Origin of the sequence: Janthinobacterium sp. KBS0711 (assembly GCF_000988085.1) — a bacterium.
In the GTDB taxonomy this organism is placed as follows: domain Bacteria; phylum Pseudomonadota; class Gammaproteobacteria; order Burkholderiales; family Burkholderiaceae_D; genus Janthinobacterium; species Janthinobacterium lividum_E.
The window spans coordinates 962,119-977,670 of sequence record NZ_LBCO01000033.1 but is presented as its reverse complement, the minus strand read 5'-3'; the positions used below and the strand labels follow the sequence as shown (position 1 = coordinate 977,670).

The following is a 15,552-nucleotide window of genomic DNA, read 5'->3' as shown; positions in this document are numbered from 1 at the left end:
GGTAAAACGCCATTATCGGCCATCTGGGGCGCGCACAAGTAAAAACCTGTTTTGCAAGAGGGGATAAGGTGCGCCAAGGCGGGCTGTTGCAGGCACGCCGCAATCGTATTTTATTTCCAATGGGAATGTCAAAGTGCAAATAAACAACTTTGCAATTTCTTTTTTTTGTGGGAGCATGGTTTTATCAAGTTAGTTATCAAAAGCCGACCGCCAGTCCTGTTGCCGCACCTGCATTGCAATGCGCGCCAGGCCATAGGAGCCAAACATGCGTTTCCTCCGGACAGTTGGTTTGCCCTTCTGTTTGTTCATGCACTCTGCGTTTGCCCTCGGGCACGGGCAGACGGCTACTCCCATGGCGGCGCCGGGCGCTGCCAGCTCGCGCATCGTCCGCTTCGCGGCGGAAGACTGGCCGCCCTTCATTACCCGCAGCCTGCCTGCCGACGGCATGTCGGGCGCCATGGTCAGCGCCGTCTTCGAGCGCCTCGGCTATACGGTCAAGTATGAATATTTTCCCTGGAAGCGCGCCATGCAATTCGGCCTGGGCAGTCCTCGCTACGCCGGACTGCTGGCCGTCTGGCGCACGCCGGAACGGGAAAAACTCTGCCACTTTTCTGTGCCGGTTGGCAATACACAGGGCGTGCTGGCCTACCTGAAGGAGGATGGCGTGCCCGGCGCCACCCTGGCCGATCTGGGCAAGTTGCGCATCGGTACCGTGGCTGGCTATTCGAATGGGGAACAATTCGATGGCATGGTGGCGCGCGGCGAGCTGAAGACGGAAGAAGGCTTGAACGACGCGACGAATCTGAAGAAACTGCTGATCAAGCGTTACCGCGTGATCGTCATCGAGCGCCATGTCCTGCAGCACTTGCTGATGGGACGCAACTTCAGCAAGGCCGAACGGGAACGCATCGCCATCATCGACACCGTCTTCAAGGAGCGCCCCGTCTACGTATGCTTCCAGCGCGATGCCGAAGGTGCGGCGCGGCAAAAGCGCTTCAACGAAGCGGCGCGCGATATCGACACGGCCCGGCTGGAACGCGATTACTGGAAGCGGCTCGACCAGAGCCTGGCTACGGCCCCATCCTCTCCCTGACCTGCGGCGCCGCTGTTGCACGTTGCCAAAACGAAATATCTAAATACGAAACCATTCGTTCTTGTTTGTTTGTCCATCCTTTAGTCTGCAGCCACTGTGTTGACGACTTTGAAAGGATGTTTTCGTATGCTGGAATTGATTGACAAGCAAGACCCGGCCCCGTGCCTGCGGCAGCTGGCGCACGCCATCTCGGCGGCCGTGCTCGTGCTGGGAGCGCCTGGCGTGGCGCATGCGCAAGCTCCGCTCGACACCGTCATCGTCACGGGTGCGCGCGGCACGGGGCGCACGGTGGCCAACAGCGCCGCGCCGGTCGACGTGATCAGCGCGCAGCAATTGCAGGCGACGGGCAAATTGAACCTGCTCGACGCGCTGGACACGGCCTTGCCATCGTTTAACTTGCCGGCCCGCGTGCAGCCTGACCTGGGCAGCATCGTGCGCGCCGGGCAACTGCGCAACCTCGACCCCGCGCATACCCTGGTATTGGTCAACGGCAAGCGCCGCCATACGACAGCCATCGTCAATGAGGATGGTTTTCCCGGTTCCGTCGCCACCGACCTGGCCCTGATTCCCACGGGCGCCATTGCCCGCGTGGAAATCCTGCGCGACGGCGCCTCGGCCATCTACGGTTCCGACGCCATCGCCGGTGTCATCAACATCATCCTGAAGGCGGATGACAAAGGCAGCTTCAGCACGCAGCTCGGCTCCACCTACGAGGGCGACGGCACGAACGGTTCCGTGCGCATCGACGGCGGCACGCGCCTGGGCGAACACGGCTTTGCCCACTTCGGCGCCGAAGTCCAGCGCCAGGGCATCGCCGTGCGCAATTTTGCACTCAATCCCGCTTATCTGTCGTATCCGGTCGTGCGCAACAGCGATGGTCAGCTGGTGAAATTGGGACCGAACAACAGCTTGCCGGCCGGCGCTTCGCCAAACCCGGCCGAAGCAAGTCGCAACAGCAATCCCTGGCGCAATACGGGCGTGCCGCAAAGCACGACCGCCTCGCTTAGCGCCAACCTCGGTTACGACGTGTCGAACGAAGTGCAACTGTACGGTTTCGGCACGTATGCGCACCGCAATGCCCGCTCGGCGCAGAATTTCCGCCTGCCCAATACCATTTTCAATAACAACAAAGGCTTGCTGGCCGTGTATCCGGACGGCTTCACGCCGTATGAAACGACGAGCGAAAACGACTTTTCGCTGACGGGCGGCGTCAAGGGCGAGACGGCTGGCTGGTCCTGGGACCTGAGCACGACCTATGGCCGCGACGATATCGACGTGGGCGTCGAACACTCGGCCAATTACTCGCTGACCTATCCGGGTGGCAAGACGGATTTTGACATCGGCAATCAGCGCTACAGCCGCTCGACCACCAACGCCGACGTGCGCCGTCCCGTGCAGCTGGGCTTGAGCGAGCCGGTGGACCTGAGCCTTGGCCTCGAGTATTCGCATGAAACGCAGCAGCGCAGCCCTGGCGAACCCGCTTCCTGGCAGGGCAGCGGCTCGTCGGCGCTGGCCGGCTATTTGCCCGTCGACGCGTCCGACACGGCGCGCCACAGCTATGCCGCGTACATCGGCCTGGGCGCCAAACTGACGCCGCAATGGCTGCTCGACACGGCCCTGCGCGCCGAGAAATATTCCGATTTCGGCAGCAAGACGACGGGGCGTCTGTCCGCCCGTTATGACGTCACGCCCACGGTGGCCGTGCGCGGCACCGTCAGCAACGGTTTTCACGCGCCCAGCCTGGTGACGCAATCGTATTCGAACACGTCCGACCACGCGGGCGTGCCCTATACCCTGGCGCAGCCCAATTCGCTTGCCGCGCGGGCTTTGGGTGCGCAAGCATTAAAACCGGAAAAATCGACGAATCTGTCGGCCGGGCTGACCTTCAACCCCACGCCCACCCTGCGCCTGGCCGTTGATGCGTATCAAATCAAGGTCAGCGACCGCCTGGGCGTGTCGTCAAACATCGGCATCGACCGCAGCTCGGGCGTGGCGCTCGACGGCAGCGGCCGGCCCTTGACGGCGGCGCAAGCAACAGTCATTGAAAACCTGCTGCGTTCGGCGGAGCTGACGGTCGGCAATGGCCTCGTTGCGCATTACTTTGCCAACGTGGGCGACACGCGCACGCGCGGCATCGATTTCACGGCCGAAGATATCTTGCGCGTGGCCGATGGCAAGCTGCGCTGGACGGCGGCCGCGAATATCAACCACACGAGCCTGGTTGGCAAGGCGGCGCTGCCGGCTGTGCTGCAAGGCTTGCCGAACATCGGCACCCTGAGCAAGTCGGCCGAGTACGACTTGCTGTACCGGGCGCCGCGCGACAAGGAGATCGTCACCGTGGCGTATGAAAAAGCCGGCTGGACATTCAACCTGCGAGAGACGCGTTACGGCAAGCTCAAGCGCCTGAACACCATCACGGGTGGCGATTACCAGCTGAAGGCCGCCTTCGTGACGGATGTCAGCCTCGGTTACGACATCAGCAAGCGCATCAACGTGACGGTGGGCGCCAACAATGTCTTCGACCAGAAACCGAGCCAGGTGCCGCGCGAGGCGCGTAGCGTCGCGAATCTGGCGCAGTACACGGGCGCCTACGATAACTCGGGACCGCTTGGCGTGCTTGGCGGTTATTACTATGCCCGCGCCACCGTTCACTTTTGATCTGCCTTCTCTCTCCATACCTATCATCAAGAACAGGAATTGACATGTCTGACAACACTCAACACGCGGCCATCGATCTGGAATGGGCTAACCTCCTCTCGCCGCAGCGCCGCACGATCTTGCGCGGCGGCGGCCTGGTGGCGGCGCTGGCCGCTTCGGGGCTGGCGGGGACGGCCCTGGCGCAAGATGGCGCCGTCAAGCGTGTCAAACCTGCACCCGGCAAGAGTCCATGGGGCGAGCATACGGACACGGCGCCCACGCCGCGCCCCGTCAGCGTGCGGCCCGGCGAGGAAACCTTGCCGTCGACACCGCGCGCCTACACGGATATCGAGAGCTATCACGCGCATATCTATTTTGACGAAGACAGTTACCAGAAGGCGGCGCTGATACGCAAGTGGGCGGCCGAACGCTTCCAGATCGAACTGGGCGACTGGAACCTGGAGCCGCGCGGCCCGCATGTGACGCCGTCGTTTTATTTTGGCTTTACGAATGACTTGCTGCACGTGATCGTGCCGTGGCTGCAGCTCAACAGCCTGGGCCTGACCATACTGATCCACCCGAACACGGAAGATCCGCGCGCCGACCACCTGTATTACGCGCTGTGGGTGAACCGTTCGCAACCCGTGAATGGCTATGCGATGAAGAAGCCGGGGCCGGGCGAGCCGCGAGTCGAGCAGATCTTTGTCAATACGCGCCCGACGGTGAAAATCGAAACGTCGCGCGCATGAGCTGGGCATAAAAAAACGCCACGCCGGTGTGAACTGGCGTGGCGTTCTGGGTGGTGCTATCCGGATCAGGAATGCTTCTGGATGAATTCACCGATTTTCGGGCAAATGATTTCGCGCCAGCGGCGGCCCGAGAAGATGCCGTAGTGGCCGCATTTCGGCGCCACGAAGTCTTGCTGCATCTCGGCAGGAATGCCGGAGCACAGGTCGTGCGCCGCCTGCGTCTGGCCGGCGCCGGAAATGTCGTCCAGTTCGCCTTCTACCGTGAACAGCGCCACGTTCGTGATGTCTTGCGGACGCACCAGCTGGCCGCCCACTTTCCACGTGCCCATCGGCAGGCTGAATTCCTGGAAAACCGTTTTAATGGTTTCCAGGTAATACTCGGCCGGCATGTCCAGCACGGCGTTGTACTCGTTGTAGAACTGGCGATGACCTTCCGCCGGCTCGTCGTCGCCCGTTACCAGGTGCATGTAGAACTCGCGGTGACTTTGCGCGTGGCGGCCCGGGTTCATGGCGATGAAGCCGGCGTGCTGCAGGAAGCCCGGATACACCTTGCGGCCAAAGCCCGGATAGTTCGGCGGCACCGCGTAGATCACGGTGTTTTCAAACCACGAGAATTTCTTTTCCGTCGCCAGGTTGTTCACTTGCGTGGGCGAGCGGCGCGGGTCGATCGGGCCGCCCATCATCGTCATGGTTTTCGGCATGTGCGGATCTTTTGCCGTCGCCATCAGCGAGATGGCGGCCAGCACGGGCACGGTCGGTTGACAGACAGAAATCACGTGCAAGTCAGGCGCCAGCAGGCGGATGAATTCCTGCACATAATAAATGTAGTCGTCCAAGTGGAACGGGCCTTCCGTCAGCGGTACCATGCGCGCGTCCGTCCAGTCGGTGATGTAGACATCGTGCTCGGCCAGCAAGCCGCGCACGGTGTCGCGCAGCAGGGTCGAGTGGTGACCGGACAGGGGGGCAACCAGCAAAACTTTGGGCTGTTGCAAACCAGTGGTTTCTTTTTTGAAGTGAATCAGGCGGCAAAACGGTTTTGTCACGACAACGTGTTCGCGGATGTCGACGCTCTCGCCTTTGACGAGAACGGATTGGATGTCGAATTGCGGTTTTTCGTAGTCTTTGCCAAGGCGGTACATCAGCTCGTAGCCGGCTGCGATGCGTTGCGAAAACGGGGTGTGGGCCAGTGGAGAAACCGGGTTGGTAAATAACTTGGAGGACATGTCTGCCCATTGCATCACCGGAGTGAGGAAAGAGCGTTGCAGTTCGTGCAGTTGGTAAAGCATATAGAGTCCTTGTTTAATTCCAAGCGCCAATATCGGCTCAAATATCATAATCCAATTTTACGATATTTGTTGAGGACAAAATGTGCTTTACCGCGCATAGATCCACAGTTTGCGCATAGTTGTGACAGCGCGCCACACTTGCATGGATAGACCTGCAACCATGCTTTAAAAGCAAAAAAAGCAGCGTTTCCGCTGCTTTTTGTCTGTTTTTTGCTGCCACGCTCCTGCGGGAAATAGTCTCCCGGCAGGAACGGCCGCCGTGCTGACGTGCGCTTAGCGCACCAGCATGTCGAGCTTGTCCTTGACGTCCTTGTATTGCTCGGCTTCCGGCAAGGCTGCCTTCGTCTTGGTGATCGAAGGCCAGTTACGGGCCAGATCGACGTTGATCTTGATGAAGGCTTGCTGGTCGCCCGGCACGTCTTCTTCCGCGAAAATCGCGTTCACCGGGCACTCTGCCACGCAGACGGCGCAGTCAATACATTCGTCCGGATCGATCGCCAGGAAGTTCGGGCCTTCCCGGAAACAATCTACCGGGCAGACATCGACGCAGTCGGTATAGCGACAGGCGATGCAGGATTCGGTGACAACGTGGGTCATAACAGTCCTATCAATTTGGGGGAGGTGCTGTAGCGCCTGCAGGAACGTCGGCGGCGCATACTAAAGCAAAGCATTGTATTTTAAGGCAATTCGCTATTTCTCACAAATCCCGCTTATATACAATACATATAAGCAAATTCATTTTTTGGCAGTGCCGTTGCCGCGCAGAGTGGGCAATTCAGCGACTATCCGGGACGTTGCCATGAAGAACGCGGCAAGAAAGCGACAGTCGCCCGATGCTGCAGGGTGCGGGGCGGGTCGCATGCTGGCTTGCCGTGTGGTGTTTTTGTTTTACCCAAATCAAGATCGGCACACAATACGTGCCGGAACGATCAGGCACTGGCGCGTATTTGCGTCAGCAATTGCTGCCAACGTGCATTTTCGGCACTGCCATCCTCGGCAAACGTGATGGTGCGGCGCGCGGCGGGTGCGTCGACGGTGATCTGCCACCGGGGAATATCGGCGCCCACCTGTTCGGCCGTGGCCTGCGGCTGCGTGAAAAAGCCGCTGCTGGCCAGTGCCGCTTCCAGACCGGGGCCAGCCGGATGGGCTTGCGTATCGATCTCATACTGTTCGCTCAGGCCGGCAAAGCCGCCGTTGCTGCGGGCTGAAATTTTCATGCTGTTCCTTGCTGTGGGTGGTGGTGGGACGCGCCACAGCCTGCCGCTGTTCCGGCTGGCTTGACGCGGGCGCGCTGGTGCGCAGTGCTATTTATCGGGGACCGTAATCGCGGCACCATGCGGCCAGCGCTTCGCGCTCCGCTTCGAGCAATTGATCCGACTCGCTGTATTCCGCATGGTTCATGGTACCGCAGCAGGCACGCCTGTCTTGCACGGCGTTGTCGTCGTCGACGATATCGGGGGCAAAGGTCATTTGCCCATCTTCCGTCATGGCATTGGCTTTCAATACTTCGCGCACGGTAAAGCTGTTGCGGATGAAGTCCAGGTAGGCGCCATTGCCATCGGCTTGGGCGATCGTCAGCATGTGGCCGGCCACGTCGGCATAGGTGGCGGCCTGGTCGGGCGATGCCACCAGGGCGCGCAGGACCAGGCTGCGCAGGTAGTCGCCGCAGCGGTGCAGCACGGCCGCATCGTCTTCCAGTTGGGGCTGACGTTCGTGGGCAAAGATGTCGGCCAGGATGTCGTAGATGGCGCCCGTAAACACTTGCGAGATGGCGTGCACTTCCGTGCCCGCTTCCGACAATTTGATGTCGTTGTCCGCATTGCGCAAGCCGTTGGGCCGGCCCAGGGCCAGGCCAAACTGCTCGGCCAGGTCGGCCAGGAAGGTCTTGTCGTGCAGGTCGGATTTCGTTTGCGCGATCACCGCTTCCACCTGGTCCAGCTGCGACAGGGCCAGGAAGATGGCCGTCAGGTCGCCGAACGATTCGTGCAAGCCGCCCGTTTGCGGCGGGTTGTTGCTGAGCAGCCAGTTGGGCTTGAGGCCATCGAGCACGGCGTGCCCCGTTTCATGCGAGACGATGTCGAGCGAGCGGCAGGTGTAGACGCGCTCGGTGGCGCCGCTGGGGATGAAGTCGCCGAACTTGAGCGCCTTGTCGCTGCGGCTGTAATAGGCATTCATGACATTGGGCAAGCCGTGCGGGAACACGCGCAGCGGTGCCGTGTTGCTGGCGCTGTTCCATTGCCAGGGCAGGGGTGGCGCCGTGTCGTTGCTGGCCAGCGCGCGCTGGTACATGGTCAATGTCATGCGCACGATGGCAAACGTGTGCACGGCGTCGAACTGGTCGGTGTTGGGCGAGACGATGAAGTCGCCGAAGGCATTCGGGCTGACCTGCGCGATGCCCGGTTCGCCAAACGTGATGCGCGCGTCGCGCGGGCCTTGCAGGATCAGGCCGGGCAAAAAGCTCTTGCGCGTGCCCAGTTCGCTGACGGACGGGTCTTGCTTCCAGATCAGCACGCGCGAGCCGACGGGCACGGCGGCCACGTTGCGCACCGTGGCCTCGGTCAGGCGGGGCGGACCCGGCTGCAGAGTCAGTTGCGCATTCTTGCGGTGCAAACGGTATGGCGCCGAGGGAGTAGGGACATAGCCGACGGGCAGGGACACGCATTTGGTCAGTACGGCTTCGACCGGCACGATGACTTTCTGGTCCATGGTGGTTCTCCAAGACGCGCAGCTGGAACAGGAATAGTCGTCCCGCTTCGGCGTGCCCGGTTTGATCCGGCGCAAGCGATGGGCGGGAAGGGCGGGCTTTTTTAGCCGTCCGGCGCCGGCTGCGGCCGTGCCCGCCGCATGGCGGCTGGTATGATGCTGGCCGTATGGCACCCGTTTTTATAATAAAAGGATCGTTTGATGGCGGATATAAATATAGTTCAGCAACATAAGCTGACAGCAGCAAAGGCGCGCGAAGCGGCGCAGCAAGTGGCCGACAAGCTGGCCCAGGAATACGATCTGGCGTGCGCCTGGGATGGCGATGTGCTGCGCTTCGAGCGCAGCGGCGTCGATGGTTCGCTGACCCTGGAAAAAGAGCAGGCGCAACTGCAAATCAAGCTGGGCTTCATGCTCAGCGCCTTCGCTTCCACGATTGAAGGCAAGATCGCCGAGAAGATGCGCAAGGTGTTTACCGAGCCAGCTTGATCCGCTTGTCTGGCGCTCCATTTGGTGGTAAAAAATGAAGCTGCGGCGGAAGGCGAAAAGACGACGAAAACACGTCGCTTTTCGCCTTTTTGACGTCTGACTGTACGCTAGCGAACATTGCTAGCACATTTCTATTTGGAAAGCCATTGGACTTTGCTGGCTTTTTGCGTTATACTTGAGTCATATTTACAACAGCTACACCGCGTTTCACCTTCTGCTTCGCAGTACTCTCCACTCGCTCAGTGGTGAATAATTCTTCGGGTTTTACACCCGCATCCAGTTAAAAGTAGCTTGGTCGATTTTTTTTCGGTCAAATACATTTGGTGCCATGTATTTGCATGGCGCTAGCGTTGTTAAAAGTCCTGAACCACAGCCTCTTTTAGCACGCACACGGCACCCCGGCACCGGCTTTGGCCATCCGCTGGTCACACGCGTGTCACCCCCTGTTTCCTGTCGCTCCCGTGCGCTTGTGCGCCGTGGCGTAGCCGACGCAACAGGGTTTGTTGATTCCCGCCGCAAGCTAGCAGGCTTGCAGGGTTTCATTCCATTCGTCAAATCGAGGGAGAACCACATCGTGGCAAAACAAATCATTATCGACCATGTGTTCAAAGTGTTCGGCGACAAGCCAGAAGAAGCGCTTGAACTCGTTCATCAAGGCGCCAGCAAGCAGGACATTCTGGCCAAGACCGATTGCACCATCGGCGTTTTCGACGCCACCTTTACCATTGAAGCGGGCGAGATCTTCGTCATCATGGGTTTGTCCGGTTCGGGCAAGTCGACCCTGGTGCGCATGCTGAACCGTTTGATCGAACCGACGGCCGGCCGCATCCTGATCGACGGCAACGACATCAATACCTTGCCCGACGCCCAGCTGCGCGCCCTGCGCCGCAAGGACATCAGCATGGTGTTCCAGTCGTTCGCCCTGCTGCCGCAAATTACCGTGCTCGACAACACTGCCTTCGGCATGGAACTGGCCGGCATGCCCAAGGCCGAGCGCCATGCGCTGGCCCAGCAAGCACTGGAGCAAGTGGGCCTGGACGGCTACGGCGCCAGCTATCCCGACGAATTGTCGGGCGGCATGCAGCAGCGCGTGGGCCTGGCCCGTGCGCTGGCTTGCGATCCGTCGATTTTGCTGATGGATGAAGCGTTTTCCGCGCTCGATCCGATTATCCGTACGGAAATGCAATCGGAACTGCTGCGCTTGCAGCAAATCAAGCGCCGCACCATCGTCTTCATTTCGCATGACCTTGATGAAGCCATGCGTATCGGCGACCGCGTCGCCATCATGAAAGACGGCCACGTGGTGCAAGTAGGCACGCCGGAAGAAATCCTGCGCAAACCTGCCAACGATTACGTGCGCAACTTTGTGCGCGGCGTCGATGCGGCGGCCGTGTTCAAGGCCAGCGATATTGCCCGCAAGAGCCAGATCGTCGTGTCCGAGTCGCCGAGCCGCGGCTCGCGCGCCGCGCTGTCGATGCTGGAAGAGCAGGATCGCGCGTTTGCCTACGTCGTCAATCCGCAGCGCAAGTTCCTCGGCGTCGTGTCGGCCGATTCACTGCGCAGCGCGCTCGACGGCCATGTTGGTCCGCTGGGCCTGGCGCATGCCTATCTGCCCGACGTGCAGACCATCAATGCGGACGAGCCGGTCGCCGGCTTGTTCGGCCAGGTGGCGCAGCTGCCTTACGCCGTCCCAGTGGTGGCCGATGACGGCAGCTTCCGCGGCGCCATCAGCAAGACAACCTTGCTGAAGTTCCTCGACCGCGATACGCCAGCCATTGCCGAACAACAACAGAAAGGACAAGCATGAATCCAAGCACCGTTTCCACAGTAGAAGCTGTTGTTGAACAGCCGGCCGCGCAAATCAATCCCTGGGCGCTGACGCCGCCGGGCGACACGTCCTGGCTGGATGCGGCCGGACCGGCCGTACAGCCGGAACACGCGGCCTCCGGTTTTCACCTGACGCAGATTTTCGACGGCTCGCTGCCGCTGGAAAGCTGGATCAACCAGGGCCTGGGCTGGGTTGTCGCCCATTTCCGCCCGTTTTTCCAGGCCGTGCGCGCACCGATCGACAGCGTGCTGTCCGGCGTGGAAGGCGTGCTGCTGGCGGCCCCGTCGCTGACGGTGATCGCCATCATCGGCTTGCTGGCGTGGCAATTTACCAGCCGCACCTTGGCCATCGGCACCGTGCTGGCGCTGCTGGTCGTGTCGATGCTGGGCATCTGGCCGGAAGCCATGACGACCCTGTCGCTGGTATTGACGTCGCTGGCTTTCTGCCTGGCCATCGGTTTGCCGCTGGGTATTTTCCTTGCCAGCAGCGACCGCGCACAGAATATCCTGCGTCCCTTGCTGGACGCCATGCAGACGACGCCTGCGTTTGTCTATCTGGTGCCGGTGGTGATGCTGTTTGGTATCGGTAATGCGCCAGGCGTGATCGTGACGATCATCTTTGCCCTGCCGCCGCTCGTGCGTCTGACCAACCTCGGTATCCGCCAGGTGCGTCCCGACCTGATCGAAGCGGCCCGCGCCTATGGCGCCTCGCCGTGGCAGTTGCTGACCCGCGTGCAGTTCCCGCTGGCCATGCCATCGATCATGGCCGGTATCAACCAGTCGCTGATGCTGTCGCTGTCGATGGTCGTGATCGCCTCGATGATCGCCGTCGGTGGCCTGGGCCAGATGGTATTGCGCGGCATCGGCCGCCTGGACATGGGCCTGGCAACCGTCGGTGGCCTGGGCATCGTGCTGCTGGCCATCACCCTGGACCGCTTGACGCAAGCGATGGGCCAGCCACGTCGCGGCGTGCGCCATTGGTACCAGACGGGTCCTGCCGGTTTCGTGCTGCGCCTGGTGCGCGGCAATACGGAGAAAAATAATGTTGAACAGCAAGCTACGCTGGCCAACGCACAATAAAGGAACCACATGCATCAAATTGACAATTTTAAAGTGACGCAAAAATCGCAACGCAAGTTCCAGCTGTTTTCCGCCCTGGCAATCGCCGCCATGGCCCTGACCACGAGCCTGGCCATGGCGCAGACGCCGACCGCGCCCGCCGATGCGCTGCCCGGCAAGGGCATCAAGGTGCAGCCGCTGCAAAGCTCGATCGCGGAAGAAACCTTCCAGACCATGCTGGTCGACAAGGCGCTGGAAAAGCTCGGCTACGAAGTGCAGCCGATCAAGGAAGTGGAGTATCCGACGGCGCATATCGCCATCGCCAACGGCGACGCCACCTTCATGGCCGTGCACTGGGATCCGATGCACAAGGATTTCTATAACAATGCGGGCGGCGACGCCAAGTTGTTGCGCACGGGCCAATACGCCGGTCCTGCCGCGCAAGGTTATCTGATCGACAAGGCGACGGCCGAGAAGTACAACATCACGAATATCGACCAGTTGCGCGACCCGAACCTGGCCAAGCTGTTCGATCACGACGGCGACGGCAAGGCCGACTTGACGGGCTGCAACCCCGGCTGGGGCTGCGAAGCGCTGATCGAAAATCACATGGATGTGTATAAATTGCGCGAAACGGTGACGCACGTGCAGGGCAGCTATGCGGCCCTGATCGCCGACACCATGGGCCGCTACAAGCGCGGCGAACCGATTTTGTACTACACGTGGACGCCGTACTGGGTCAGCGGCGTGCTGGTGCCGGGCAAGGACGTGGTCTGGCTGAAAGTGCCGTTCTCGGCCAATCCGGAGAAAGTGAACACGCGTCTGGACAATGGCAGCGATTACGGCTTTGCCGTCAACACGGCGCGCATCGTGTCGAACAAGGCCTGGGCCGAGAAAAACCCGGCGGCTGCCAAGCTGTTCGAAGTGATGCAACTGCCCGTGGCCGACATCAATGCGCAGAACGAGCGCATGCGCCGTGGCGAAAACACGCAAGCCGATATCGCCCGCCATACGGCTGGCTGGATCAAGTTCCACCAGCAAAAGTTTGACGGCTGGATCGCGCAAGCGCTGGCGGCGGCGAAAAAGTAAATTCTAGCGCCGTTTCAACATGAAAAAGTGGCTACCATTTTGGTAGCCACTTTTGCGTTAACGGCCTGTTTTGGTGGTTTTTGGTGAGTTTTTAGCCATTTTCGGCCAGTTTCAGGTGCAAAATGGGGAAAGGCTTGCCGAACGGGTCGCGTTCGGAGCGGCTTTCCCCGATAAAGCCCAGGTGGCGGTAAAAGCCATGCGCTTGCGTGTTGTGTTCGTTGACATCGACAGCCGTGGCGCCCAGGGCCGCGATGGCGTGCCGCACCAGCACGCGGCCGGCGCCGCTGCCGCGCTGGTCGGGATGCACGAACAGCATCTCGATCCTGGCGTGCTCTACGCACAGGAAGGCATAGGCGACGCCGTCATCGGCGCGCAGCACGTGCAGCAGGCGTTCTGCCGTCACCCTGGCCAACTCGTCGCGGACGAAGGGCACCAGGAAAGCGATATCGCTATCGGCAAGGAAATCGTGGGTGGCGCGTACGGACAGGTGCCAGACATCGAACAAGCGGGGCAGGTCGGCGGCATGGGCCAGGGAAACCAGGGAATTCGGTGATGGTGTCATACAGAAATTATACTGCCCCGGCAGGCGCCGGGGCAGGGAGGGACGATCAGTCCTTCAAGTCTTCGATCAGGTCGATGTATTGTTGCTGCGCATCTTCCTTCGAGGTGCCGGCCAGGGCCGCCCAGGCGTCGAACTTGGCGCGGTTGACGAAGTCGGTCATGCTAGGACGCTCGCCCGTGGCGTCGCCGCTCGACGCTTGCTTGAACAAGGCGTATATTTTCAACAAGGTCATATTGTCCGGACGCTCGGACAGGGTCTTGGAATCGAGCTGCGCTTGTTCGAATTGCTCTTGTAAACTCATGATGGCTCCTGTGTGCTGATGGAATCGCTGGAAAAGTGCGGCAGGCGCGGCGGAGTGGCCACCGTGCGTGCTGCAGTGCCTGACATCATAGTGAAAAAAGCGCGCCGTACATTAGAGGACACACTCAAAACAAAAACGCCGCCGCTGAGTGAACAGGGCGGCGCCTGGCGCGGTCTTTGGATCGCAGCCTTCAGCTACTTATACGCCCAGCAGTTCGACGTCGAAAATCAGGGTGGCGTTCGGTGGAATCACGCCGCCGGCGCCGCGTGCGCCATAGCCCAGTGCCGCAGGAATGATCAGCTGGCGCTTGCCGCCCACTTTCATGCCTTGCACGCCTTCGTCCCAGCCCTGGATGACGCGGCCTGCGCCCAGCGGGAATTCGAATGGATCGTTGCGGTCCTTGCTCGAGTCAAATTTCGAACCGGCGCTGCCGTCGTCGTTTTGCAGCCAGCCCGTGTAATGCACGACAACATTGTTGCCGGCTTGCGCTTCAGCGCCTTCGCCAACGACGGTATCGATGTATTGCAGGCCGGAAGCGGTAGTGGTGGTGGTCATGATAATCCTTGTGTAGGCGATGAAAGCTTCAGATTGTAGAGCAATGAGTTGCAAAGCGCCATTCCAGGCCCGGTGCAGGGAAAAACCGGAAATTACGCCGATGTGTGGTTGTCGGTCGCATTTAAAGGGGATTTCACACAATAAATACAGTGTTCCACGTAAAATGCATGTTTTGTATTTAACAGTGATTTCTTCCATGTTCCGCAGTCTACGCCGCCTTGTTTTTTCCTCGCTGTGCCTGGTTTCCGCAATATCGACGGCGCAAGCCGAAGTGGTGGTGGTGCTCAATTCCCGTGATGCTACGGTGCAACTGCTGGACCAGAAAACCTATGCTCCCCTGTCCACCTTTGCCGTCGGCAAGGAACCGCACCATCTGATGGAAACGCCCGATGGCAAGTCGCTGATCGTCGCCAGTTCCGTTGGCAACGAGCTCATTTTCCTCGATCCCGTATCGGGCCAGATCCAGCGCCGCATCAGCAACATCCTCGACCCGTACCAGATCGGCTTTTCGCCGGACCAGAAGTGGTTCATTTCGAATTCGCTGCGCCTGGACCGCATCGACCTGTACCGCTACGACGGCAAGAACCTGACCCTGGCCAAGCGCATCCCGCTGCCGAAGCTGCCCAGCCACATGGCGTTCACGGCCGACAGCACCATAGCTTTCATTACCCAGCAGGGCAGCAACCAGGTCAGCGCCATCGACCTGGCCACGCAAACCGTCAAGTGGACCATGCCTGTCGGCCCCGCGCCGGCCGGTATCACGATGACGCCCGATGGCAAGCATTTGCTGGTCGGCATCATGGGCAGCGATTACGTGGAAGTGATCGACTGGCGCACGCAAAAGACCGTCAAGCGCATCAAGGCGGGCGCCGGTACGCATAATTTCCGCGCGCTCGGCGACAACCGCATGACGTTTGTCTCGAACCGCGTGTCGAACACCATCAACATCATCGACCAGAAAACCTTGGAAAACGTGGGCACCATCAATGTGCCGGGCGGTCCGGACTGCATGGAAATCACACCCGATGGCAAGACCATGTGGGTGACCCTGCGCTGGATCAAGAAAGTGGCCGTGATTGACCTGACGACGCGCAAGGTCATCAAGACGATACCGGTAGGCCGCTCGCCCCATGGCGTGTATTTCGCCACCCACTCGCCGCGCATGTGATGGCGGGTGTGATGATGAAATACCTGATTCCCGCGGG

At 60.3% G+C, this 15,552-nt stretch carries 15 protein-coding genes; 8 read left to right on the top strand and 7 right to left on the bottom strand.

Annotated elements, in window-relative coordinates; all coding sequences use genetic code 11:
* Window positions 1-352: 352 nt before the first annotated feature.
* The 3 genes from VM94_RS22865 (at window position 353) to VM94_RS22855 (ending at window position 4,479) form a co-directional block, all read left to right on the top strand.
* Window positions 353-1,093 (top strand): substrate-binding periplasmic protein, encoded by a 741-nt coding sequence (locus tag VM94_RS22865; protein ID WP_046685441.1) that lies wholly within the window; start codon window positions 353-355, stop codon window positions 1,091-1,093.
* Between the two features lie 126 nt (window positions 1,094-1,219).
* Entirely contained in the window at window positions 1,220-3,751 is a 2,532-nt protein-coding gene (locus VM94_RS22860) for a TonB-dependent receptor plug domain-containing protein (RefSeq protein WP_052755895.1), read from the top strand.
* Window positions 3,752-3,795: 44 nt separating this feature from the next.
* Window positions 3,796-4,479, top strand: coding sequence for a DOPA 4,5-dioxygenase family protein (locus tag VM94_RS22855; RefSeq protein ID WP_046685440.1), 684 nt, complete (start codon window positions 3,796-3,798; stop codon window positions 4,477-4,479).
* Between the two features lie 65 nt (window positions 4,480-4,544).
* Here VM94_RS22855 and VM94_RS22850 read toward each other — a convergent pair whose 3' ends face one another.
* The 4 genes from VM94_RS22850 to VM94_RS22835 all read right to left on the bottom strand — a co-directional run bounded on the left by VM94_RS22850 (window position 4,545) and on the right by VM94_RS22835 (window position 8,471).
* Window positions 4,545-5,765 carry a polyhydroxyalkanoate depolymerase gene (locus VM94_RS22850; RefSeq protein WP_046685439.1) on the bottom strand — a complete coding sequence of 407 codons (1,221 nt, stop codon included), beginning with the start codon at window positions 5,763-5,765 and terminating at the stop codon, window positions 4,545-4,547.
* A gap of 273 nt (window positions 5,766-6,038) precedes the next feature.
* On the bottom strand, window positions 6,039-6,362 hold the full coding sequence (gene fdxA, locus VM94_RS22845; RefSeq protein ID WP_010395176.1) for a ferredoxin FdxA: 324 nt from the start codon (window positions 6,360-6,362) through the stop codon (window positions 6,039-6,041).
* Window positions 6,363-6,694: 332 nt separating this feature from the next.
* Window positions 6,695-6,982, bottom strand: coding sequence for a protealysin inhibitor emfourin (locus VM94_RS22840; protein ID WP_046685438.1), 288 nt, complete (start codon window positions 6,980-6,982; stop codon window positions 6,695-6,697).
* Window positions 6,983-7,073: 91 nt separating this feature from the next.
* Entirely contained in the window at window positions 7,074-8,471 is a 1,398-nt protein-coding gene (locus VM94_RS22835) for a hypothetical protein (RefSeq protein WP_046685437.1), read from the bottom strand.
* 198 nt (window positions 8,472-8,669) lie between these two features.
* Here VM94_RS22835 and VM94_RS22830 point away from each other — a divergent pair, with 198 nt between their 5' ends.
* The 4 genes from VM94_RS22830 to proX all read left to right on the top strand — a co-directional run bounded on the left by VM94_RS22830 (window position 8,670) and on the right by proX (window position 12,929).
* Window positions 8,670-8,954 (top strand): polyhydroxyalkanoic acid system family protein, encoded by a 285-nt coding sequence (locus VM94_RS22830; RefSeq protein ID WP_034760280.1) that lies wholly within the window; start codon window positions 8,670-8,672, stop codon window positions 8,952-8,954.
* Between the two features lie 574 nt (window positions 8,955-9,528).
* Complete coding sequence (gene proV, locus VM94_RS22825) at window positions 9,529-10,761, top strand: glycine betaine/L-proline ABC transporter ATP-binding protein ProV (RefSeq protein ID WP_035828675.1); 1,233 nt, start codon at window positions 9,529-9,531, stop codon at window positions 10,759-10,761.
* Window positions 10,758-11,861 (top strand): glycine betaine/L-proline ABC transporter permease ProW, encoded by a 1,104-nt coding sequence (gene proW, locus VM94_RS22820; RefSeq protein ID WP_046685436.1) that lies wholly within the window; start codon window positions 10,758-10,760, stop codon window positions 11,859-11,861. The genes proV and proW overlap by 4 nt, the downstream gene beginning before the upstream one ends.
* 9 nt (window positions 11,862-11,870) lie before the next feature.
* Entirely contained in the window at window positions 11,871-12,929 is a 1,059-nt protein-coding gene (gene proX / locus VM94_RS22815; protein ID WP_046685435.1) for a glycine betaine/L-proline ABC transporter substrate-binding protein ProX, read from the top strand.
* A 91-nt stretch (window positions 12,930-13,020) separates the two neighbouring features.
* Here proX and VM94_RS22810 read toward each other — a convergent pair whose 3' ends face one another.
* The 3 genes from VM94_RS22810 to VM94_RS22800 all read right to left on the bottom strand — a co-directional run bounded on the left by VM94_RS22810 (window position 13,021) and on the right by VM94_RS22800 (window position 14,347).
* On the bottom strand, window positions 13,021-13,491 hold the full coding sequence (locus VM94_RS22810) for a GNAT family N-acetyltransferase (RefSeq protein WP_046685434.1): 471 nt from the start codon (window positions 13,489-13,491) through the stop codon (window positions 13,021-13,023).
* 46 nt (window positions 13,492-13,537) lie between these two features.
* On the bottom strand, window positions 13,538-13,792 hold the full coding sequence (locus tag VM94_RS22805) for an acyl-CoA-binding protein (RefSeq protein WP_046685433.1): 255 nt from the start codon (window positions 13,790-13,792) through the stop codon (window positions 13,538-13,540).
* 198 nt (window positions 13,793-13,990) lie between these two features.
* Window positions 13,991-14,347, bottom strand: coding sequence for an FKBP-type peptidyl-prolyl cis-trans isomerase (locus VM94_RS22800; protein ID WP_034760263.1), 357 nt, complete (start codon window positions 14,345-14,347; stop codon window positions 13,991-13,993).
* Window positions 14,348-14,543: 196 nt separating this feature from the next.
* On the opposite strand from VM94_RS22800, the gene VM94_RS22795 reads away from it, so the two are divergent.
* A complete protein-coding gene (locus VM94_RS22795) occupies window positions 14,544-15,515 on the top strand; it encodes a YVTN family beta-propeller repeat protein (protein WP_046685432.1) in 972 nt (323 codons plus the stop codon).
* The last annotated feature ends 37 nt before the right edge of the window (window positions 15,516-15,552 follow it).